General features: G+C 39.0%; 14 protein-coding genes and 1 tRNA gene. 6 read left to right on the top strand and 9 right to left on the bottom strand.

What is annotated here, in order from left to right; all coding sequences use genetic code 11:
- Positions 1–341 precede the first annotated feature (341 nt).
- Both NMK50_RS10310 and NMK50_RS10305 read right to left on the bottom strand, forming a co-directional pair.
- Positions 342–417, bottom strand: a tRNA-Ala gene (locus NMK50_RS10310).
- 122 nt (positions 418–539) lie between these two features.
- Positions 540–923 (bottom strand): TIGR02300 family protein, encoded by a 384-nt coding sequence (locus tag NMK50_RS10305; RefSeq protein WP_241437942.1) that lies wholly within the window; start codon positions 921–923, stop codon positions 540–542.
- Between the two features lie 187 nt (positions 924–1,110).
- Between NMK50_RS10305 and aroA the strand changes: the two genes are divergently transcribed.
- The 6 genes from aroA to pncB all read left to right on the top strand — a co-directional run bounded on the left by aroA (position 1,111) and on the right by pncB (position 15,161).
- Positions 1,111–2,439, top strand: coding sequence for a 3-phosphoshikimate 1-carboxyvinyltransferase (gene aroA, locus NMK50_RS10300; protein ID WP_254770390.1), 1,329 nt, complete (start codon positions 1,111–1,113; stop codon positions 2,437–2,439).
- Positions 2,436–3,083, top strand: coding sequence for a (d)CMP kinase (gene cmk / locus NMK50_RS10295; RefSeq protein ID WP_254770389.1), 648 nt, complete (start codon positions 2,436–2,438; stop codon positions 3,081–3,083). Before aroA ends, cmk begins: the two co-directional genes overlap by 4 nt.
- Positions 3,084–3,229: 146 nt before the next feature.
- Complete coding sequence (gene rpsA, locus NMK50_RS10290; protein WP_254770388.1) at positions 3,230–4,930, top strand: 30S ribosomal protein S1; 1,701 nt, start codon at positions 3,230–3,232, stop codon at positions 4,928–4,930.
- 219 nt (positions 4,931–5,149) lie between these two features.
- Positions 5,150–6,949 carry a hypothetical protein gene (locus tag NMK50_RS10670; protein ID WP_374112181.1) on the top strand — a complete coding sequence of 600 codons (1,800 nt, stop codon included), beginning with the start codon at positions 5,150–5,152 and terminating at the stop codon, positions 6,947–6,949.
- Positions 6,898–13,740, top strand: coding sequence for a glycoside hydrolase family 94 protein (locus NMK50_RS10285; protein ID WP_374112180.1), 6,843 nt, complete (start codon positions 6,898–6,900; stop codon positions 13,738–13,740). Before NMK50_RS10670 ends, NMK50_RS10285 begins: the two co-directional genes overlap by 52 nt.
- A 116-nt stretch (positions 13,741–13,856) precedes the next feature.
- On the top strand, positions 13,857–15,161 hold the full coding sequence (gene pncB / locus NMK50_RS10280) for a nicotinate phosphoribosyltransferase (RefSeq protein ID WP_254770387.1): 1,305 nt from the start codon (positions 13,857–13,859) through the stop codon (positions 15,159–15,161).
- A 411-nt stretch (positions 15,162–15,572) separates the two neighbouring features.
- Here the strand turns inward: pncB and NMK50_RS10275 are convergent, their stop codons facing one another.
- The 7 genes from NMK50_RS10275 to pheS form a co-directional block, all read right to left on the bottom strand.
- A complete protein-coding gene (locus NMK50_RS10275; RefSeq protein WP_254770386.1) occupies positions 15,573–15,959 on the bottom strand; it encodes a YbaN family protein in 387 nt (128 codons plus the stop codon).
- A gap of 391 nt (positions 15,960–16,350) precedes the next feature.
- On the bottom strand, positions 16,351–17,256 hold the full coding sequence (locus tag NMK50_RS10270) for a metal ABC transporter permease (RefSeq protein WP_254770385.1): 906 nt from the start codon (positions 17,254–17,256) through the stop codon (positions 16,351–16,353).
- Positions 17,253–18,119: a metal ABC transporter permease gene (locus NMK50_RS10265; protein ID WP_254770384.1), complete on the bottom strand. Its 867-nt coding sequence runs from the start codon at positions 18,117–18,119 to the stop codon at positions 17,253–17,255. Before NMK50_RS10265 ends, NMK50_RS10270 begins: the two co-directional genes overlap by 4 nt.
- Complete coding sequence (locus NMK50_RS10260; protein WP_254770383.1) at positions 18,116–18,946, bottom strand: manganese/iron ABC transporter ATP-binding protein; 831 nt, start codon at positions 18,944–18,946, stop codon at positions 18,116–18,118. Before NMK50_RS10260 ends, NMK50_RS10265 begins: the two co-directional genes overlap by 4 nt.
- On the bottom strand, positions 18,943–19,851 hold the full coding sequence (locus tag NMK50_RS10255; RefSeq protein WP_254770382.1) for a metal ABC transporter substrate-binding protein: 909 nt from the start codon (positions 19,849–19,851) through the stop codon (positions 18,943–18,945). The genes NMK50_RS10260 and NMK50_RS10255 overlap by 4 nt, the downstream gene beginning before the upstream one ends.
- Before the next feature lie 274 nt (positions 19,852–20,125).
- The gene (pheT, locus tag NMK50_RS10250; RefSeq protein ID WP_254770381.1) at positions 20,126–22,540 is read right to left on the bottom strand and encodes a phenylalanine--tRNA ligase subunit beta; all 2,415 of its coding nucleotides are present in this window, start codon (positions 22,538–22,540) and stop codon (positions 20,126–20,128) included.
- 31 nt (positions 22,541–22,571) lie between these two features.
- Positions 22,572–23,657, bottom strand: coding sequence for a phenylalanine--tRNA ligase subunit alpha (gene pheS, locus NMK50_RS10245; protein WP_254770380.1), 1,086 nt, complete (start codon positions 23,655–23,657; stop codon positions 22,572–22,574).
- Positions 23,658–23,709: the final 52 nt, after the last annotated feature.

Raw genomic sequence — 23,709 nt, 5'->3', positions numbered from 1 at the left:
AAATCACAAAATTCGAAGTTAAACATAAAACCTCATGCGACAGTATTTTTCATACTCTCATAAAGCTTCTTTTAAGAGTTTTTACAGCTGTTTTTTTTACACATGATGTCATTGGGATAAAAAGGCGCCTTTTCATAGGCATCCGATAAATATCACGCACTTATTTTTCCCTTCTATGCCAGTAAAATTCTATAAGTAGGTCAAAAACCGCAAATAAATATTGTTTTAAGAATGATTAAAAAATTACAAGGAGAGCAGTACTAACCACAACTGCATCCCTTAAAATGTATCAATTTCTGTTATCAATGATGATGCTTTGCTTATAAAAATTTGTTTCTTTTTGGTGGAGCTAAGCGGGATCGAACCGCTGACCTCTTGCATGCCATGCAAGCGCTCTCCCAGCTGAGCTATAGCCCCATATAAAGACAGACCATCTCCAAAAAGGATAAAAATACTCTCAATGTGATTTTCTAGAACGAGAAAAATCGAAGATCAAGAAAAATTTATATTCAATCAAAAGAAGCCCCTCTTAACTTCTCTTATAGATCGTCATCGTTAGAAACACCACCTCCGATAATACCCGTCACGTCATCGTCATCATCATCTTCTTCATCGTGAGATAAAAACGTATCATCGTCATCACCAAGATCCACATCACTATCTTCCAAATCAGGAAGATCATCATCTTTAGAATCGTCATCGTCCTCTTCAAGAAGCATAAAGGCAGATTTTTCAAGTGCTGTATCAAGTTCTTCCGCATCAACTTCTTCTTCATTACTCGCTTCAGCTGCTGCAACTTCAAAATAAGAGCGCGGATAAGAAATTCCCGTATAAGGTGATACAATGGGGTCGCGATTAAGATCATAAAACTTTTTTCCTGTTTCTGGATCAATACGCTTCGTTCCAAGTTCTTGTTTTGCCATGAACCATCCCTCTTTGATTAACTACAATTGCGTTAAAAGATAAATTTTACGGTCCTTAATCGAAAAATAATGTCTTTGTCAAAGATAAATCCCTCGTTCCACATAGATTTTCTCATGACGCTTGTCAAAGCATGTGCTAGAAAATACTTCATTCAATCAAATTTCGATAAAGTTAAATAGAATTTCTATGCAAAAAGCAATATCCATAACTTCTTACAAATCTACTAATCTCTCTGGTAAAATTAAAATACCAGGAGATAAATCAATCTCCCATAGATCTCTTATATTGGGAGGCTTAGCAAATGGTGAAACACATATCCACGGCTTGCTGGAAAGCGATGATGTGCTCAATACAGCTGCTGCTATGCAAGCTCTGGGTGCTTATATCCAAAAGAAAAATGATCTCTGGGTCATACGGGGAACGGGGAATGGCTGCCTTTTAACTGCACAAAACCCTTTAGATTTCGGAAATTCTGGAACAGGTGTTCGCCTCGTTATGGGATTGGTTGGTCCTTATCATATGAAAACAACTTTTATCGGGGATACCTCTCTTTCCAAACGCCCAATGGGCCGTATTCTCGATCCACTCCGTTTAATGGGGGTTGAAATTGACGCAACTCAAGGCAACTATCTGCCTTTAACGCTTTATGGACCTAAAACGGCTAACCCGATTCGCTACCGTATTCCAATGGCTTCTGCCCAAGTTAAATCCGCCGTCCTTCTTGCTGGGCTTAATACTGCTGGTACCACAACTGTTATTGAACCCATTCCCACACGTGATCATACCGAAAAAATGTTAAAAGCGTTTGGTGCTGAACTTGAGGTAGAAACAAATGCTGAAGGGACGCGCTTTATTCATCTCAATGGCCAACCACACCTTACCGGGCAAGCAATTGATATTCCAGGTGATCCTTCTTCTGCTGCTTTTCCACTTATCGCTGCCCTTCTTGTCGAAAATTCTGATATCACCATTGAAAATGTTCTTATCAATCCTTCTCGAATGGGACTTATCGAAACATTATGGGAAATGGGTGCGCAAATTACGCTTTTGAACCAACGCCAAACAGGAGGAGAAAATGTTGCCGATTTGCGCGTCACATCTTCTATGCTCAAAGGTGTCACGGTGCCGAAAGAACGGGCTCCCTCAATGATTGATGAATATCCCGCTCTAGCGGTAGCAGCAGCCTTTGCTGAAGGAAAAACAACGATGCTCGGAATCAAGGAATTACGCGTTAAAGAATCAGATCGATTGTCTGCTCTTGCGCAAGGACTCAAAATAAATCATGTAGAATGTGAAGAAGGCAAAGATTTTCTCATTGTTCACGGAAAAGGCTCCGAAAAAGGACTGGGTGGTGGAAATGTTACCACATATCTTGATCATCGAATTGCCATGTGTTTTCTCATCTTTGGGCTGGTATCAGAAAAACCTGTTACTATTGATGATAAACGAATGATTGCTACGAGTTTTCCAGAATTTATCCCTTTTATAAAACAACTTGGGGGAAAAATCTCTTGAAACCTTTTGTGATTGCAATTGATGGACCAGCAGCCTCAGGGAAAGGAACATTAGCACGAAAAATTGCTGCTCATTATCATCTTCAACATCTTGATACTGGTCTTACTTATCGTGGTGTTGCTTATGCACTTTTACAACAAAAATTGCCTCTAGAGGATGAAAAAAGTGCTCTTGCTTGTGCTATAGAGCTTGATTTTAATACTTTGAATCCAGCTCTTCTCTCTTCTCATGAACTTGGTGAAGCCGCTTCAAAAATAGCGCTCAACCCTGCTGTACGAGAAGTTCTTGTTGCCAAACAACGTCATTTTGCTAGCATTATGCTCGGCAGTGTCCTTGATGGGCGTGATATTGGCACTGTCGTTTGTCCCGATGCTGATATTAAATTTTATATTATAGCCAATGTTCAAACACGTGCAAAACGTCGCTATCAGGAAATTTTAAAAAAAGGCATACAGGCAGATTATCATGAAATCTTAGCTCAACTTGAACAACGCGATAACCGTGATGCAACGCGCAAACAAAGCCCGTTAAAGCCAGCAAAAAATGCCCACTTGCTTGATACATCAGAATTGAGTATAGAAGCAACATTTGCAATTGCATGCGCTTTTATTGATCCAATCATAAAATTGCGTATAATTGGATAAAGTCGTCAAGGTGATTTTCATCCTAGCGCTTATTTTTCTTCTTATATTAAGAATAATTATATTAAGAAAAAAGGTAGGAAGTCATCCGTGTTAACACTAACCTAGCGCTTATACCTTTTAAATGAAGGTATGTATCAGGAGTTCTTATGTCACAATACAATCCCACAACAGCGGATTTTGAAACCCTTTTAACAGAATCTTTTCAAACCAATGATCTCAATGAAGGATCCGTTGTTAAAGGTCGTGTCATTGCAATCGAAAAAGACATGGCCATTATTGATGCTGGACTTAAAGTCGAAGGACGTATTCCACTCAAAGAATTTGGAGCTAAAGGAAAAGATGGTTCCTTAAAAGTCGGCGATGAAGTTGAAGTTTATATTGAACGCATCGAAAATGCCATGGGTGAAGCCGTCTTATCGCGTGAAAAAGCACGGCGCGAAGAAAGCTGGATTCGTTTGGAAGAAAAATTCAATGCTGGCACACGCGTTGATGGGGTTATATTTAGCCAAGTTAAAGGAGGTTTTACAGTCGATCTCGATGGTGCTGTTGCTTTCTTGCCTCGCAGCCAAGTCGATATTCGACCCATTCGTGATGTTTCCCCTCTCATGCACAACTCACAATCCTTTGAAATTTTAAAAATGGATCGTCGTCGAGGCAATATTGTTGTTTCACGTCGTACTGTCTTAGAGGAAAGTCGCGCCGAACAGCGTTCAGAGATTGTACAAAATCTTGAAGAAAACCAAATCGTTGAAGGTGTTGTTAAAAATATCACTGATTATGGTGCCTTTGTTGATCTTGGCGGAATTGATGGCCTCTTGCATGTTACAGATATGGCTTGGCGCCGTGTTAACCACCCATCTGAAGTCCTCACAATTGGTCAAACGATTAAAGTGCAAATTATTCGTATCAATCAAGATACACACCGCATTTCGCTTGGCATGAAACAGCTTGAAAGTGATCCTTGGGAAACCATCAGCGCTCGATATCCCGTTGGTACCAAAATTACTGGTGCTGTTACTAATATTACCGATTACGGTGGTTTTGTTGAAATAGAACCAGGAATCGAGGGATTGATCCACGTTTCTGAAATGAGTTGGACAAAGAAAAATGTGCATCCAGGAAAACTTCTCTCCACATCACAAGAAGTGGAAGTTGTGGTTCTTGAAATTGATCCTTCTAAGCGACGTATTTCCCTTGGCTTAAAGCAAACATTTGAAAATCCATGGATTGCTTTTGCAAATAAATTTCCTGTCAACTCACAAATTGAAGGAGAGATCAAAAACAAAACAGAATTTGGTCTCTTCATTGGGCTTGAAGGTGATGTTGATGGCATGGTTCATCTTTCCGATCTTGATTGGAATCGTCCGGGTGAACAGGTCATTGATAGTTACAATAAAGGTGATGTTGTTAAAGCTGTGGTTCTTGATGTTGACGTGGAAAAAGAACGTATCTCTCTTGGTATTAAGCAACTCTCCAGCGATAAAGTTGGAGAAGCTGCTGCCGCTGGTGAACTTCGCAAAGGGGCTGTCGTAACGTGTGAAGTTATTGCGGTTAATGAAAATGATATCAATGTAAAATTAATTGATCATAATCTCGAAACAACCATTCGTCGTGCTGACTTGGCTCGTGATCGTGATGAGCAGCGCCCTGAACGTTTTTCAATTGGTCAAAGAATTGATGCACGTATTACCACATTTGATAAAAAAACACGCAAGCTTTCAGTATCAATCAAAGCTTTAGAAATTGCCGAAGAAAAAGAAGCTGTTGCACAATATGGTTCTACAGATTCAGGGGCTTCTCTTGGTGATATTCTTGGTGCCGCTTTGAAAAAACAAGAACAAAATTAGTGTTTAGTCATTAAAATAAATTCTTAAAACGAAGGTCGCTCATCTTTTGAGCGACCTTTTTTTAAGAAATTGTTTGTTTTTTTCTTCAATGATCTCTGCAAATACTCTTAGAAGAAAAATAAAAAATTTACTTTTTTCTCTCAATCCCTCACTATTAAGATAAAGTATTTATAGATTATTAAATGTAAAAAAATGGAATTGAACAGCACTTAAAATATTATGGCACGCACAATATCCTTTATCAATTATCTCTTTTCTCAAAAAAGCGAAACCTATCATCTTATTAAAACCAATTCTCCTCTTCGTTCAACTTATAAATCACAAGGTGAATTGTATCAATTAGGCTATGATATCGCGTCTCAAAAAGAAATTTTACTTCCTGAATATGAAGGAGAAAACAATTTTCACAAAAGCTTGAGAAAAAATGCCAAACTTATTCTCCATGCTTTTCAGACCAGTGATATTGCTGCTTGGAATGATGAAACGATTGCTCCAGCTGCCCAATGGCTCATTGATAATCATTATACTATTGACAAAACGATACAACAACTGCATCGTAATCTCTCTAATTCCTTCATCAAAAAACTTCCTGTTTATAAACAAGATACAAATATACCACGTATCTTTGCTTTAGCTTGGCTTTATATTGCCCATAAAGATAGTGGATTTTCACAAAAAACACTCACTGCCATGATCAATGGGTTTCAAGAAATTTGTACCCTTAAAATTGGTGAATTATGGGCCCTCCCTTCTGTCATACAAATGTTGTTAATTGAAAATGTTTGTCGTCTTTCACAGCGTATTGAACAAACACGATCTATGCGCCATCTTGCTCATAAAGTCGCGGATAAAATTTCTCTCGCAGATAATACAACAAAATTACAGACACTTTTTATGCAGTATGAGCCATTTACTGTAGATCCAACTTTTTCAACGCATTTGTTCTATCGTCTCCGTAGCGCATCTGTCGATTCAACAAACGCATTAAATTGGCTTGAAAAGCAATTACAAAATCGAGAAAGTAACTTAGAAATTGTAACATCTGATGAACACAATCGCCAAGCAGCAGATGGTGTAACCATGGGCAATATTGTTCGTTCCCTTAAAGCCATTGATGATGTTGATTGGACAGGATGGTTTGAAACTGTCAGTTCTGTAGACTCTATTTTGCGTGAAAACAGTGATTTTTCTGAAATTGATGCTCGCTCACGCAATATCTATCGACAAGTCATTGAAAAAATTGCACGTCTTTCGCCTCTTAGTGAATGGGAAATTGCACGAAAAGCTGTAAAAATGGCATACGCTTCTGCTAAAGAATCCTCTCATCATTATCATTCCTCTGTTGGCTGGTATCTTGTTGACGATGGTCGCTATGCTTTTGAAAAAGCTTGTAAATACACGCCTCCTCTGTTTACAAAATGGGCACGAGCTTTCTCTTCTTTACAGATAAAAACTATTGCAATTCCTGTCTCTTTTTTAACCTTTGTTTTTTTGCTTACAATTTATTTTCTATTATCGATATCTGGCATAGCGCCATGGATGTCTATTTTCTTTACCACATTAGCGCTCTTTCCTGTTATGGATGCGGCTTTTGCCTTCTTTAATACTGTTGTTTCATGGACTATTCCATCAAAACAACTCATTGGTTATGAATATAAAGAAGGGATTCCCAAAAATGCACGCACAATGGTTGTCGTGCCTACTCTTATTTCATCCCATGAGTCTATTGATGAGCAAGTGCGTAATCTTGAAGTACACTTTCTTTCCAATCCAAAAGGTGCCATTCATTTTGCTCTTGTAACGGATTGGAGTGATGCTCCCTTCGAAAAAACGCAAGATGATCTTGATCTGCTGCATTATGCACAAAAAAAATTGATCAACTCAATCGTTGTTATCATCGTGATGATATTCCCCTTTTTTTTCTTTTACACCGTCGGCGTCTTTATAATACCAGTGAAAAATGCTGGATGGGATGGGAGCGAAAGCGAGGAAAACTTTACGAACTCAATCTGTTATTGAGAGGCGATAAAAACACAAACTTTTACCCTCCAAATCCACTTCTTCCCATGGATTGCCGTTTTGTTATGACACTCGATTCAGACACACGTCTTACCCATGAAAGTGTGACAAAACTCGTTGGAAAACTTAACCATCCACTCAATAAACCAATCTTTGATACACAAAATAAAAAAATTGTAAAAGGCTATAGTATTTTACAACCCCGTATTACACCTTCCCTTGCAACAGGAAAAGAAACATCAATTCTGCAACGTATTTTTTCTACGAACCGTGGTCTTGATCCTTATGTCTTTGCCGTTTCTGATACTTATCAAGATCTTTTGGGAGAAGGAACCTTCATTGGTAAAGGCCTTTATAATCTTGATACATTTCAGCAAGCCCTTGAGGGAAAGATTAAAGAAAATACTGTTCTTAGTCACGATCTCTTAGAAGGAGGATATGCACGCACTGCCTTGGTTAGTAATGTAGAAGTCATTGAAGATTATCCAACAACCTACAACATGGATGTGATGCGTCATCATCGTTGGATTCGTGGTGATTGGCAACTGTTGCCTTATCTTTTTTCCCCCCATAAAATCAGCTCCACAACACGTTGGAAAATACAAGATAATCTACGTCGTTCTCTCACACCACTTATGTGGATAATCGCCACCTTCGCAGGATGGTCTCTTTTACCATTAAAGAGTGCAATCATATGGCAAATATTCCTGCTTCTTAGTCTCTTTGTCTCACCAATTTTAGGCGTATTACAAACTCTTGTTCCATCCACTATTGATTATTCTCTGCAAGGATATTTTCAATTCATTTTGAACAAAATCACCCTTACGGGGGCAAATATGTTTCTTAAACTTATATTTCTTGCCCATTCAGCTTATTTTATGACTGATGCCATCATGCGGGCACTCTATCGTATGACCATTTCAAAACAACATCTGCTTGAATGGAAAACCTCTTCTGCAACAAAGACCATGCCCAACAGTTTAGGCTTTTATATCCTTACAATGTGGCCTGCATCACTTATTGGTATTCTTGCCGCAGCATTACCTCTCTTTTTTAAGAGTTCCGCAAGTTTTATTGCTTTGCCTTTTGGGCTTGCATGGTTTTTTTCACCCTTGATTGCTTGGTTTGTTAGTCAACCTTCAGAATTTCAAAATACCCTTGATCTATCTTCCGAAGATAAAAAAACACTACGATCTCTTGCACGACGTACATGGCTTTATTACACAACCTTCGTCAATGCACAAAGCAATTATTTACCACCTGATAATTTTCAAGAAGATCCTCAATCTCTTATTGCTCATCGCACATCTCCTACTAATATTGGAGTTTATCTTCTTTCTGTTATTGCTGCACGTGATTTTGGCTGGATTAGTTTTGAAGAAACGATGACACGCGTTGAATGTACATTAAGCTCTCTTGCAAAAATGGAAAAATTCCGTGGACACCTCTACAATTGGTACGCAACGGATACACTCACCCCTCTCTTGCCAACTTATATATCAACGGTTGATTCAGGAAATCTCGCCGGTCATTTGGTGACACTCTCTTCAGCCTTAAGCCAATGGGCTAAAAAGCCTCATGCTTTTTTTCAAAGTGACCACATGGGCTTCTGGGATGTTTATACTATTCTTGAAGAAACCGTCAAAGAAATTCCCACCAATCAATCTAACGCACATGCCTTACGCCAACGAATCGAAGAGCATATCGCCAATTTCCATCGCGCTATGCGCACTTTCAGGGAAAAATCAAAGACAACCGCTCTCCCTATCACAAAGCTGTTACTTACTGCCCGCAATATTGAGCACTTAATAGAGAAATTTCATCAAAAAACGCAGATTATAGAATCTGCCCGTGCACACTGTTGGGCTCAATGCCTAGTAGAAACATGCCAAGCGCATTATCACGACTCTACTGCTAACTACAATACCGAAAAAATACGTCAAAAATTAGAAACTTTAGCGACAAAGGCACGACAAATAGCCTTTAATATGGAATTTGATTTTCTAGAACAGCCCGAACGGCAACTCTTGTCCATTGGCTACCGTGTTCAGGAAAACAAACTTGATGAAGGATGTTATGACCTTTTGGCTTCAGAAGCACGCCTCTCAAGCTTTTTTGCCATCGCAAAAGGCGATCTAAAATTCAAACATTGGTTTCATCTTGGTCGATTACTCATCCCAATTGGTGGAAAAGGTGCGTTATTATCGTGGTCTGGATCCATGTTTGAATATCTGATGCCATCTCTTATTATGCACGAACCCAAAGGTTCAATTCTCAATCAAACAAATAGATTAATTGTTCGTCATCAAATACAATATGGTCATGAAAAAAAATTGCCATGGGGTATTTCTGAAGCCGCATTTAATGCGCGCGATCATTTAATGAATTACCAATATGCTAGCTTTGGGGACCCAACCCTTGGACTCAAACGTGGTTTATCACGCAATGCCGTTATTGCTCCTTACGCAAGCCTTTTAGCAGCACAATATATGCCAACTCATGCAGTCAAAAATTTAAAACGACTCCGCGATCTTGGCGCTTTAGGAACATATGGTTATTACGACTCTATCGACTTTACGCCTTCACGTGTTAAAAAGGGAGAAAAATACGCTATTGTACGTAATTATTATGCACACCATCATGGTATGTCAATTCTTGCTATCAACAATGTCATTTTTGAAGGACGGATGCGTAATCGTTTTCATCATGACACCGTCATTGAAGCAACACAATTGTTATTACACGAAAGAGCACCACATCAAATTCCCATCATTCGCACAAAAGTTGCCAATCCCATCCGTAATAACGCTCAGGAATTTGATAATGCCCCTACTCGTATTATCACGAATCCACTTCTCAAACCGCGTGCAACTTTACTCTTATCCAATGGCTTTTATTCTACAATGTTGACAGGCAATGGTTCAGGTTACAGCCGTTGGCATGATTATACGATTACACGCTTTATTCCTGATGCAACAGAAGATCAACAGGGCCTTTTATTTTTTCTACGTGATATGCATAGTGAACGGTGGTGGTCTGTCACCGGTGAACCAACACGCGTTGCTGAAGAAGAAGCAATTAGCATTTTTACCGATGAAAAAGCTGACTATATGAAAATAGTTGACGGCATAAAATCAACACTCGAATGTCTTGTTGCATCCAAAAATGATGGTGAAGGACGGCGTCTCCAACTTATAAATATGACCAACAAAGATCGCTTCATTGAAGTTACCTCCTATGGTGAATTAGCGCTCGCGACAATGGAGACAGACTGCGCTCATCCTGTTTTTTCACATATGTTTATAGAAACAAAAATCGTTGAAGAAGGAAGAACAATTTTTGCCAAAAGACGCAAACGCTCTCCTCATGATCCTGAAATTCATATTGCCCATTTTGTGAGCGATATTATGAATAGTATCCAAGAAACAGAAGCTGAAACAGACCGTTCTCTGTTTATTGGTCGGGGTAGATCCATTCATAGACCTGCTGCATTTGATCAAAATGCTCGTTTGAGTAACAGTCAAGGCTGTATCCTTGATCCAATTATCTCACTTCGCTGCCGTGTAAAAATTCCTGCCTATGAAAAAGTCGAACTCATTTTTTGGACTTTTGCTGCTCATGAAAAAGAAACATTACACAATCATATTAAACATTATCGACAACCCAACATATTCCAGCAAGAATTTTCAATGGCGTGGACACGCTCACAAGTCTCACTCTATCAACGAGATATAAGCCTTAAAGAAGCTATTACTTATCAAAAATATGCAACACCGCTTATCTATCCAGACCATACCTGGCGTCTTCCCCCTGGAATACTAGCAAAAACTCTTGGGAAACAATCTGATCTTTGGCCAATGTCCATTTCAGGAGACAACCCTATCTGCCTTTTAAGATTAGATAATGAAGTGGATATAACTGTTCTTCGCGAACTCCTTAAAGCACATGAATATTGGCGTATACGTGGTCTCATTGTGGATCTTGTTATTTTAAATGAGCAAGCCTTTTCCTATATACAAGATACACAACATACTATTGAATGGGTATGCGAATCCTACCGGCATCATACGCATAACATGGATGAACGCCAACATATTTTTACCCTTCGGCGTGATCAAATGAATGAACAAAGTTTCAAGACACTTCTTGCATCAGCCCGTATCATCCTCTATGCGCAAAATGGATCTTTGTCTGAACAGCTCAAACGTATGGAAAATATTGATTCTGATCTGGCGACACACAACAGTAATCAAGAATTTGATAATAAATTCAATGACAGAAAATATGACAAAAAAAAGCAAATAGCGATACCAACGCAACCCAATCCTTTTACTTCTATTGGCCTTATTGGCCAACAAAAAACCTCACCCCTTGTTACAAAAGGCAAAGATCTAAAGTATTGGAATGGTTATGGTGGCTTTAATCATGATAATCATTATGTTATCCGTCTTCATGGACACACAACGACACCACATCCGTGGATTAATGTCATTGCTAATCACAGCTTTGGATTTCATGTCTCTGCTGAAGGTGCACTCTTTACCTGGGCTCACAATAGTCGTGATTATCAATTAACGCCTTGGGCAAATGATCCTGTTTCTAACCGACCAGGAGAAGCGCTTTATCTTGTAGATCGTTTATCTTTAAAATGTTTCTCACCCGTTTCTGCTGTTGAATGTGACGAAAATGTTGTTTATGAAGCCTGTCATGGTTTTGGATTTTCAACATTTAAATCTACACATTTAGAAATTGCATTAGAGCTTACTCATACCCTTGATCAAGAAAAACCTGTTCGCTTTTCACGTCTTATTCTGAAAAATGAAGGGAAAAAGTTGCGCAGTTTACGCCTCTATAATTATGTTGAATGGGTTTTAGGAAATGTTCGTACCAAATATGCACCTTTTATACTTCCCTCTTATGATCCAAAACGGGGTGCGCATTTTATTCAAAATCCCTATCACATTGAAAAATCTCAACAAACAACATTTTTATCAGCATCTGAAATGCCAACCAGCACTACCACCGATCGCACTGAATTTATTGGTTCAACAGGAACGGTGATACATCCTCATGCAATCCGTAAAGCTGATGTGCTTTCAAATAAAATTGAAGCAGGATGTGATCCTTGCTCGGCATTTTCTTATGATATTGATCTGTTACCAGGACAAACAAAAGAAATAATCTTTTATCTTGGTAGTGCTGAAAATAGGCAAGAAGCTGAAAAACTCCTCGATCAAGTACGCACAAGTGATTTTGAAATTCTCCTTACACAACAAAAAAAGCAATGGAGTGATTTTGTTTCCCCATTCCAAGTAAAAACACCTGATCCTTCTTTTGATATTATGGTCAATCACTGGCTTCCTTATCAAATTTATGCATGCCGTATGATGGCACGTACAGCTTTTTATCAAGCAAGTGGTGCATTTGGCTTCCGTGATCAATTGCAAGACAGTTTATCCTTGTTATTATTAAAACCACAACTCGCGCGTGAACAATTGTTAAATGCTGCCGCGCATCAATTTCTTGAAGGGGACGTACAACATTGGTGGTTGCCTGACACCAATGCGGGTGTTCGTACACGCATTTCTGATGATATTGTCTGGCTTGCATACGGAACAGCTCTTTATGTCAACACAACTGGTGACTACGAATTCCTTGATACCCTTATTACTTTCATTGAAGGCGTTTCTTTGAAAAGCGAACAACATGATACTTATTTCCAGCCTACACAATCCTCAAAGGTCGCAACCCTTTATGAACATTGTGCTTTAGCTTTAGATCTTGCCCTCGAACGCTGTGGACAACACGGACTCCCGCTTATTCTAGGTGGTGATTGGAATGATGGTATGAATTTGGTAGGCATTAAAGGAAAAGGGGAAAGCACTTGGCTCGGTTGGTTTCTTGGTACAACGTTAAAAGCTTTCATCCCCATTGCCAAAAAACGTGGTGACAGCAGCCATATGCAAACATGGAGTGCATATCTTAAGCATTTGAAAAAATCCCTAGAAAAAAACGGTTGGGATGGTGCTTGGTATCGACGTGGTTATTTTGATGATGGGACCCCTCTTGGTTCTAAGATAAATGATGAATGCCAAATTGATACCATTGCTCAATCTTGGGCAGTCATTTCTCAAATGGCATCACCTAAACGCCAAAAACAGGCAATGGCATCAATGTTTGAACGTCTATATGATGAAAAAGGTAATCTTATACGCCTTTTCTGGCCGCCTTTTGACAAAAGTACCCTTGAACCCGGTTATATAAAAGGTTATCCACCAGGAATTCGAGAAAATGGTGGTCAATACACACATGGTGCCATTTGGAGCATTTTAGCCCTCGCCCAAATGGGGGAAAACGATAAAGCTTATACTTTATTTTCTATGATAAACCCTCTTAACCACGGGAAAAATCCTGAAATTTATCGTGTTGAGCCTTATGTTATGGCCGCAGATATTTATGCTGTTGAACCACGTCGTGGACAAGGTGGGTGGACATGGTATACAGGCTCAGCAGGCTGGTTTTATCACGCCGCAATACAAGCCATTCTTGGGATTAAACGTCAAGCTCATCAATTATTTTTAAAGCCAAATTTACCTTCCTTCTGGCCTGAATATGAAGTAAAAATGAAATTGCATGACGCTGTTTATACCATTAAAGTAAAATGGGGGTCTAAAAATATGCTCAGCGTTGATGGTAAAAAATATGCTGATGTTGATGCGGGTATACAATTACAAAAAACGGGAAAGCACAAAATCATACGTACAATTAAATCTTTAAAAGAGAAAAGATAAAAAGCTTTTTTCTTCTTGCCCAAAAACTTACAATTGCTATAGTTTTTGGAGCCCCTATATTGATCGTGTTGGTACACAGTAATTTTAGATTTTATGAAACTGAAAGAAGTAGGGTTATGAATCACCCAGATATTGCTAGACGCGTTTATGATCACACTTGGAAACTTGATCCCATTATTCGCTCACTTCTGGATACGGATTTTTATAAACTTCTTATGGTGCAGATGATTTGGGGCCTTTATCCTAATGTCAATGTTACTTTCTCTCTCATAAACCGTACTAAAACAATCCGCCTTGTCGATGATATTGATGAGGGTGAATTGCGTGCCCAACTTGATCACGCCGTTAGTTTGCGTTTTACAAAAAAAGAAATGATCTGGCTTGCTGGTAATACCTTTTATGGACGAAAACAAATTTTTGAGCCAGATTTTCTTCATTGGCTTGAAAACTTTCAACTTCCAGAATATGAACTAACCCGTAAAGATGGCCAATATATTCTCCATTTTCATGGCCCTTGGCCCAATAGTTCCATGTGGGAAATTCCCGCCCTTGCTATCATTAGCGAATTGCGTTCACGTGCTGCTATGAAAAACTTAGATCGTTTTGCTCTTGATGTGCTTTATGCACGTGCTAAAGCAAAAATGTGGAGTAAAGTTGAACGTCTCAAAAAATTGCCTGATATTAAAATATCCGACTTTGGCACAAGACGTCGTCATTCTTTCTTATGGCAACGATGGTGTGTTGAAGCATTAAAAGAAGGGATTGGCGATTCTTTTGCTGGAACTTCCAATGTTCTTCTTGCCATGGATACAGATTTAGAAGCGCTTGGTACCAATGCACATGAATTGCCCATGGTCATTGCTGCCATTACCAATAATGACAGCGAATTGTGTAAAGCACCCTATAAGGTTCTGCAAGATTGGAACCGTTATTATGGTGGAAATCTTCTCATTGTTTTACCTGATACCTTTGGTACAGAAGCGTTTTTACGCAACGCTCCAGACTGGGTCGCAGATTGGACAGGTTTTCGACCTGACAGTGCTCCACCTATTGAGGGGGGAGAACGCATTATACAATGGTGGAAAGAGCAAGGAAAAAACCCAAAAGAAAAATTATTAATTTTTTCTGATGCTCTTGATATCAATACAATTGAAACAACCTACCGCCACTTCCATGGTAGAGTGCGTATGAACTTTGGATGGGGAACAGACCTTACGAATGACTTTATAGGCTGTGCGCCTCAAAAAATTGCAACCCTTGATGCTCTTTCCCTTGTTTGTAAAGTTACTCACGCCAATGGCAGACCAACCATAAAACTCTCAGATAATCCTGAAAAAACGATCGGTGATCCACAAGAAATACAACGCTACCTCAATCTGTTTGGTAATGAAAAACGTGTTGCTAGGCCGCTAAAAAATTAACTATAAATTCATTCATGAATTTATAAAGCTGTAATGTAATTTCCAGCCTTTCTAAATATATGAAAAACAAGCAGATATAAAATCCATTATTAATGGATATTAGTAAGAATATGCCAATCCTCTCAGCACTAACAAAACAGTGCCCTCTATTTAAATGTCATCTATCGTTCCTTATTAAGGTGGTTTTAAACTTTTGCTTAAGCTATTGGTATATTATCTTCTCTATTCATAAAATTGTTTGCACAAACATATCATTCTACCGAATAAATCATTTTTAAAAAGCGCATTGTTTTGTATATTCTTTATAGCGAGACATAATCCTTAAACTTTGAGAAAAAATCTTTACCTCTGGTTCTCACAAATCAACTAAGGAGAAAGAAACGTTTGGTTCCTAAGGTCCTGTTTTTATCATTATGAAGATGGACGTGTCACAATATAAACGGCAATAAACAGCAAAATAGTCGCAACGAATAAAGCAAACCACAAAGCAGGACGCATCATCACTAAAAAAGATAAAAAACCACCTGCCATACTCACCACCGCAAAAATTTTAACAAATTTGGAAATGGCCCCTTTCTCTTCCCACTGCTTAAGAGGAGGACCAAAGATGCGGTGATTGTGCAACCAATAATGAAAACGTGGTGATGAGCGAGCAAAACACCATGAAGCAACTAATAAAAAAGGTACGGTTGGCATAACAGGTAATATAATACCGATAACACCGAGTATCATCATAACCCAGCCTATTATAGAAGTGAAAATACGCAAAGGGTGAGATATTTTAAAATTTTTCTTCATCTTTTAGTACTATTTTCCTTTATGAAAAATCATAATGTATACTTTTCTAGCTTCTCAATACTTTCATGCATAACGCCTATACATCTTTATTGGTAAGTATATTTTCTATGATAACCTCCTCTAAAGCATAAAATAGCTTATGCAATATGATGATCATTTCAAAATTTTCAAGAAATCAGAAAGAGTTTTTAGAAAAGATAAAAACAAAAAGGCTGCAGAATAAATCAATGCAGCCTTTTAATTACAAATGCAGCGTTTAGGGGGAGAATATACTGCACTCATCTGCTAGACATTAGGAGGAAAACGTCCTAGCACTGCGTTTTTTAGTTAAAACACGCATAACAAACAACATACAAAAATGCATGTCTGCTATGCGCATATTTTGTTGTATTTAGATCTCCTGAATTGTAGCTCGACGAAAGAAAAGTGATATAAAAATGGTAATAAAGATGAGTGTTAAAATTAACACAATGGTAGAAGCAGAATCAGAGCCGATAAATAAGCTTAAATAAATTCCTAAAAAACCAGAAAAAGCTGCAACAAGTATAGAAATCACCAACATAAAAGAAAACCGCTTTGTGATAAGATAAGCTATTGCTCCTGGTGCTATCAATAATGAAATCACCAGAACAATTCCAACAGCTTTCAAAGCTGCAACAATAGTGAGAGAAATCATTGTTAAAAGAGCGTAGTGAAGTAGCGATATTCGCAATCCCATTGCACGACCTTGAACTGAATCAAAAATATATAGCATAAAGTCACGCCACTTTGCTCCTAAAATACAGGTGACAATAGTAGAAATTATTGCCGTCTGGGTAATATCAAGCCAATTAACACCCAACAGATTCCCAAATAGAATATGATTCAAATCTAAGCTACTATAAATAGCCGTTGCCAAAACAAGCCCAAAACCAAACATGGATGAAAAAACAACACCCATCACCGTATCCTGTTTGATACGGCTATTGCTTCCCAGAAAACCGGTCAGAACAGAACAAATCATACCGGCGACAAAAGCACCGCAAGTAATCAAAGTCATTGTAACATTTTCTGGACGCACATGCTGAAACCAAGCAAATGGCAAAAAAGTCAAAAATGACATCACACACGGTGTTGCCATATAACCAACCACAACACCAGGAAAAACTGCATGGGAAATTGCATCACCCAAAAGTGCCCAGCCTTTCAAAATAAGAAAACAAGAGAGCATCGCCATTGGGATAGAAAGGATCACGACAATAAGCATACCCTTAAGTATAAAAGAAAACTGAAAAGGAAGGAGTAATTGATCAATCATGATAATATCACACCCTTTTTTGCCGCCTTTATACGCAAACGTGCGGCAATAAACCCGTGTTTTGGAGCAAAAATAAAAGCCACCATAAACAGAAAAGCTTGGAACAATACAACAACACCACCCGTTTGCGCATTCAAAAAATAGCTCACATAAACACCCAATATGCTTGTGAAGGTCCCAATCATAACGGCAATAATCAAAACGTTTACAAAACGATCACTTAAAAGATAAGCAGTTGCTCCAGGTGTCACAACAAGACAGATGACTAAAAATGCTCCAACTGTTTGCATGGCAGCAACGGTACAAGCGGCAAGAAGTGTGAAAAAAAGAACTTTTAGAAACTTTACATTTAACCCAATGGCACGCGCGTGTGTTTCATCGAATAACGAAACGAGAAGATCTTTCCATTTCAAAAGCAATATAAACAAAGAAAGAAAACCGATAAAAGCCAATTGTATAATATCTGATGAACTCACTGCTAAAATATTTCCTAAAACAATCGTATCAATATTAACAGCCATGGGCTTTAATGATTTGAGAAACAATCCAAAAGCAAAAAAGGAAGAAAAAATAAGACCAATAATGGTATCTTCTTTTAGCTTCGTTCGGTGGTTAAAAAAGAGCATTGCTGCGGCGGCAAGACCACCAGAAAAAAAAGCTCCAAGTGAAAAAGGTAACCCTAAAAGATAAGCCCCCGCGACACCAGGAACAATCGAATGAGAAAGGGCATCACCAATCAAGGACCACCCTTTCAACATCAAGAAAGCAGAAAGAAAGGCGCAAACACATCCCACTAATCCCGAAACCCACATCGCATTAACCATATATTGATAGCTTAAGGGTTCAAGCAACAAAGAAATCATGCAACATGCTCCATATTTTGCGTATTTTCAAGAATGAGAGGCTGTTTCCCCCCTGTCAAAACATCCTTTTTTTTTGTGCTTTGAAGATCAAAAATATGATGGTGCAAAGATCCACCAAACGTTTTCTCAAGATTCTCTTTTGTAAAGACAGTTTCCGTTAACCCTGAAGCCAAAACCGTTCCCTTTATTAAAACCGTATGATCACAAAACTCACGAACAGAACCCAAATTATGGGTAGAAACCAAAATCACAGCGCCTTCTTTCCGGAGATCTTGTAACAAAGCAATAATTTTATCCTCCGTTGTGACATCAACCCCTGTAAATGGCTCATCTAATAAAATGGCTTTTGCCTGCTGGGCAAGAGCACGCGCCAGAAAAACACGCTTCTTCTGCCCACCAGAAAGTTCGCCAATTTGACGTTTGGCAAATGCCAACATATCGACACGTTCTAATGCAACACGAACAGCTTCATAATCCCGTGCACGGACATAACGAAAAAAATTCATGTGGCCATATCGTCCCATCAAAACAACATCTTCAACGAGAACAGGAAAATTCCAATCAACATCCTCACTCTGAGGAACATAAGCAATAAGATTTTGCTTTAAAGCCATATCAACGGGCAAACCAAACATGCGAATTTTTCCTTTTGATGGTCGCACGAACCCCATAATAGCTTTAAACAACGTTGATTTACCTGATCCATTAACACCAACCAACGCCGTAATGGAACCCGTTGGACTCTCAAAATTTACTTCACGCAAAGCTGTATGCCCATTACGATAGGTTACTGTCACACCTTGAGCAAATATTCCAGATTTTGTCATTGGCTTTGTACTCCCTCTAATAAGGCTTTGCTAATACGCCCGCTTGTGACACGTAATAAATCAATATAGGTCGGAACTTCACCGTTTTTTTCACTCAAAGAATCCACATAAAGAACACCACCATATTTAGCCCCTGTTTCTCTCGCAACCTGTTTAGCCGGCGCAGGGGAAATAGTGCTTTCAGAAAAAACTGCGTGAATCTTATATTTGCGAACCATATCAATAACATGCTTCACTTGCTGCGGGGTCCCTTGCTGATCAGCATTAATGGGCCATAAATAAAGTTCTTTTAGATCAAAATCACGCGCTAAATAACTAAATGCTCCTTCACTCGTGACAAGCCAACGCTTGTCTTGTGGTACTGCTTCTAATTCAGCCTTAATTGGATCAATTGTTGCGCGTATCTTTTGCTTATAAATTTCAGCATTTTCTTTATAAATAGCAGCATGCTCAGGATCGTACTTTACAAAAGCATCACGAATATTATCAACATAAATCAAAGCTGCGGTTGGCGACATCCATGCATGAGGATTAGGCTTACCACTGAAAGGTCCCTCACCAATCTTAATCGGCACAACACCTTCAGAAACAACAACACTTGGAACATCTTTAATATTTTGAAAAAATTTCTCAAACCAAAGTTCCAACTCTAACCCATTCCACAATATAAGATTTGCTCCTTGTGCACGCATAAGATCGCGAGGTGTCGGTTGATATTCGTGAATTTCAGCACCTGGTTTGGTGATTGATTCAACGTCAGCGGCATCACCTGCTACATTTCGCGCCATATCAGCAATAATTGTAAATGTCGTAACAGCTTTAAACTTACCAGCACACAAAGCTAAATGAGGTGTGAAAAAAAGAACACTTCCCCAAATTATGGTAAAAAACACCTTCACGTTCATTGATCCTCTCTCTCGTTTACTATCTTCACTTATTGCTAATGATTTGCATTATTATTTAGCAGTAACAGTTATTTTTCATATTTGCAATGAAGGATTCTGCTAAAAATAACTTTTTAGGATGTTTAAAAACATGCTTTCTGTCTTGAAAAAGACTGATCATTTAACTTTTAATATGGAAAACTTGTCTTTTAAAAGCTCTAGCGATCTGGATGTCAAAAAATAAGGGAGCACTCAAAAATACTCCCGCTTTATAAAATAATCTGATAAAATGGATTCAACAACGTAAACGTGCACCCGTTGCTGTGGTAACATTTTCTACTATTTTTAAAGTAAGCTCTTCTAAATCTTCATCCGTGAGCGTTCGTTCAATAGGTTGAAGAGCGATTTCTATTGCAACGGATTTTTTATCTTCACCAAGACTTAAGTCTTCAAAAACATCAAAAACCTGTACTGAATGTATAAGCTTTTTATCCGTTCCACTCACAATCCGAATAATAAGAGAGGCAGCAACCGTTTTATCAACGACAAAGGCAAAATCACGCCGTACCATTTGAAAAGGCGATAGTTTTAAAGGAGAACGGTTTTTTGTAGCCTTTTTCTTTGATTCCGGAATCCGATCTAGAAAAACTTCAAATCCACATAAAGGGCCACTCACATCTAACTTTTCTAATGTAGCAGGATGAAACGTGCCAAAAAAACCAAGAATAATCTTTGATCCAAGCTTCATGACCCCTGAAAGACCAGGATGATACCAATCGGGTGCTCCAACCTCAATCTGCACCTTATCAATATCCATACCACATGCTTCCAAAATGGCTAATGCATCTGCTTTCGCATCAAAAACATCAACGGCTTTTGCATTCCCATTCCAAAAGCGCCCTGCGCCTTCAAATCGTTCTGTTCCACGGCGAATTCCACTAGCAACACGCCGTTGTTTATCAGGTGTATCGCCTTCGTAAATGCTCGAAACTTCAAACAAAGCAAAATCTGGGAAACCACGATCAGCATTTCGTTGTGCCGCTACTAACAAACCAGGTAAAAGAGAAGGACGCATGACAGACATATCAGAAGAAATAGGATTGACTAATTTAAGCTCTGCTTGCCCCCCTCCAAAAGCGAGTGCTTGTTTTTCAGAAACAAAGGACCACGTCACAGCCTCCTTCATACCACGCTGCGCTAAAACCAAACGCGTAACACGTGAACGAAGCTGCGAATATGTTAAACCTTGATCTTTTTCCTCTGTAAAATTTTCTAACGGAATGGGCTTAATTTTATCCAACCCATAAATTCTCATCACTTCTTCTACTAAATCCGCTTTACCAACAATATCAGGGCGCCATGTTGGGACTTCAACCGTTACCACATCTCCCTTTCCTTCAATAGAAAATCCAAGCTTTGTTAAAATAGCAAGAACTTTCTCACGCTCTATTTGTAAATTTGTCAAACGTTTAACTTCAGAAAAGGGAAAAGCGATCTGATTAACTTCCGGCTGCTGATAACCAACAATTCTCGTCTTTGAGCCTTCACCACCACAAAGTCGCAAGACCAATTCTGTTGCAACCTCAAGCCCTTTTTCCATAAACATTGGGTCAACGCCCCGTTCAAACCGATAACGTGCATCACTGATAAGTCCTAATGCGCGACCTGTTTGCGCAATGCTTTGTGCATCCCAAAGCGCTGATTCAATAATAACGCGACGCGTCGTTTCATCACAGCTCGTTCTTTCACCACCCATAATACCAGCAATTGAAACAACACCCTCATCATCGGCAATAACACAATCTTTAATACTCAAATTATAGACTTTTCCGTTAAGCGCCTGAAGCTGTTCCCCTTCACGTGCACAACGTACATGGAAATTGCCTTTAATCTTATCAGCATCAAAAACATGCAGTGGACGCCCAAAATCAAAACTGATGTAATTGGTCATATCCACCAGCGCATTAATTGGTCTCAAACCAATTGCATTCAAACGCTGTTGCATCCATTGCGGCGATGCACCATTTTGAACATTGCGAACTTCACGCCAAGCAAAACCTAAACATAATGATGAATTTTCTGGAAAATCTAAAGAAGCATCAAGTGGTGTTGCAAAAAAAGTGTCGAATTGTGGTAGAGATAACTCTTTTAACTGCCCAATTCCAGCCGCCGCAAGATCACGCGCAATACCATAAACACCTGTGCAGTCAGAACGATTAGGTGTCAAACCAATATCAATGATCGGGTCATCTAAACCAGCATAAGCAGCAAAGGACGTTCCAATAGGTGCATCTTCTGGAAGTTCGATAATGCCATCATGTTCACTTGATAATTCGAGCTCTGCTTGTGAACACATCATCCCAAAACTTTCAATCCCGCGGATTTTTCCTACAGATAATATCACATCAAGCCCAGGGACATAAGTGCCTGGAAATGCAAGAACACCAACAAGTCCAGCACGTGCATTGGGTGCACCGCAAACAACTTGTATAGGCGTACCAGATCCCGCATCGACAGACAAAATCTGAAGTTTATCTGCATCAGGATGTTTTATTACCGTTAAAACTTTTGCAATGACAAAACCTTTCAAAGAAGAACGGTCATCCACATGATCAACCTCAAGACCTATAGCCGTTAGTTTATCACAAATCTCATCTAAAGATGCATTTGTCTCTAAGTGATCTTTCAACCAAGACAATGTAAATTTCATTTTAAAACCTCACATCAAAGCTCTGATAAGATCACGCATTCCTTAAACTAGGGAAAAAAGCCGGCATATCAAAGCAGCGAAAGCCATAATGCTCTAACCAACGGAGATCGGCATCGAAAAAAGCCCGTAGATCGGGCATACCGTACTTCAACATGGCAATGCGATCAATGCCCATCCCCCACGCAAAACCTTGATACTCATCGGGATCTAGGCCAACATTTTTCAATACGTGAGGATGTACCATTCCACATCCTAAGATTTCTAACCAATCTTCTCCCTCTCCGAAACGGACTTCTGAACCAGAACGATCACATTGAATATCCACCTCCATCGATGGCTCAGTAAAAGGAAAAAAAGAAGGACGAAAACGCATCTTTACAGAGGGAACTTCAAAAAATGCTTTACAAAAAGTCTCATGAAGCCACATCATATGCGCAATAGTGGAGGTTTTATCAATGACAAGACCTTCTACCTGATGAAACATTGGTGAATGCGTTGCATCCGAATCCATACGGTAAGTCTTTCCAGGAATAATGATACGTATCGGTGCTTTTTGCTTTTCCATTGTACGAATTTGTACAGGTGATGTATGGGTGCGTAATAATTTCCGTTCTCCTGTTTTATCAACATCAAAAAAGAACGTATCATGCATTTCGCGCGCTGGATGTCCTTCAGGAAAATTCAATGCCGTAAAATTATAATAATCCGTTTCAATATCTGGCCCCTCCGCAAGAGAAAAACCCATCTGCGTATAAATAGCTATAATTTCTTCAATGACATGTGAAATAGGATGAATGCGCCCCCGTTCTATAGGTGAAGAACGCACGGGCAAAGTGACATCGACCGTTTCACTAGCAAGACGTGCATCCATTACTTGACGTTTGAGAAGATCACGCTTTTGTGACCACAATTCTAAAACACGATTTTTTAATCCATTAAGCAAGGGTCCAACTTTATGGCGCTCGCTAGCGTCCATCTTTCCTAATGCTTTTAATCTTTCAGAGATACTGCCTTTTTTGCCTAATGCCGCAATGCGCACGGCTTCAAGTGCCTGTTCATCGCTTGCTGCTTCTAAAGCCAAACAAATTTCTTGTTCCAAACGCTCAATGTCGCTCATATTTTTGCCTATTTTTTGAATAGAAAAAACCCCGCACTCGTAAAAACCAGTA

Source organism: Bartonella harrusi (assembly GCF_024297065.1).
Taxonomy (GTDB): domain Bacteria; phylum Pseudomonadota; class Alphaproteobacteria; order Rhizobiales; family Rhizobiaceae; genus Bartonella; species Bartonella harrusi.
This window is presented reverse-complemented; position numbering and strand designations above follow the sequence as displayed.

What these genes read in the sequence shown, in the direction of transcription:
- NMK50_RS10305 (WP_241437942.1), bottom strand. Translation starts at nt 923, where the DNA reads ATGGCAAAACAAGAACTTGGAACGAAGCGTATTGATCCAGAAACAGGA.
- aroA (WP_254770390.1), top strand. Translation starts at nt 1,111, where the DNA reads ATGCAAAAAGCAATATCCATAACTTCTTACAAATCTACTAATCTCTCT.
- rpsA (WP_254770388.1), top strand. Translation starts at nt 3,230, where the DNA reads ATGTCACAATACAATCCCACAACAGCGGATTTTGAAACCCTTTTAACA.
- NMK50_RS10670 (WP_374112181.1), top strand. Translation starts at nt 5,150, where the DNA reads ATGGCACGCACAATATCCTTTATCAATTATCTCTTTTCTCAAAAAAGC.
- NMK50_RS10285 (WP_374112180.1), top strand. Translation starts at nt 6,898, where the DNA reads ATGGGATGGGAGCGAAAGCGAGGAAAACTTTACGAACTCAATCTGTTA.
- pncB (WP_254770387.1), top strand. Translation starts at nt 13,857, where the DNA reads ATGAATCACCCAGATATTGCTAGACGCGTTTATGATCACACTTGGAAA.
- NMK50_RS10275 (WP_254770386.1), bottom strand. Translation starts at nt 15,959, where the DNA reads ATGAAGAAAAATTTTAAAATATCTCACCCTTTGCGTATTTTCACTTCT.
- NMK50_RS10270 (WP_254770385.1), bottom strand. Translation starts at nt 17,256, where the DNA reads ATGATTGATCAATTACTCCTTCCTTTTCAGTTTTCTTTTATACTTAAG.
- NMK50_RS10265 (WP_254770384.1), bottom strand. Translation starts at nt 18,119, where the DNA reads ATGATTTCTTTGTTGCTTGAACCCTTAAGCTATCAATATATGGTTAAT.
- NMK50_RS10260 (WP_254770383.1), bottom strand. Translation starts at nt 18,946, where the DNA reads ATGACAAAATCTGGAATATTTGCTCAAGGTGTGACAGTAACCTATCGT.
- NMK50_RS10255 (WP_254770382.1), bottom strand. Translation starts at nt 19,851, where the DNA reads ATGAACGTGAAGGTGTTTTTTACCATAATTTGGGGAAGTGTTCTTTTT.
- pheT (WP_254770381.1), bottom strand. Translation starts at nt 22,540, where the DNA reads ATGAAATTTACATTGTCTTGGTTGAAAGATCACTTAGAGACAAATGCA.
- pheS (WP_254770380.1), bottom strand. Translation starts at nt 23,657, where the DNA reads ATGAGCGACATTGAGCGTTTGGAACAAGAAATTTGTTTGGCTTTAGAA.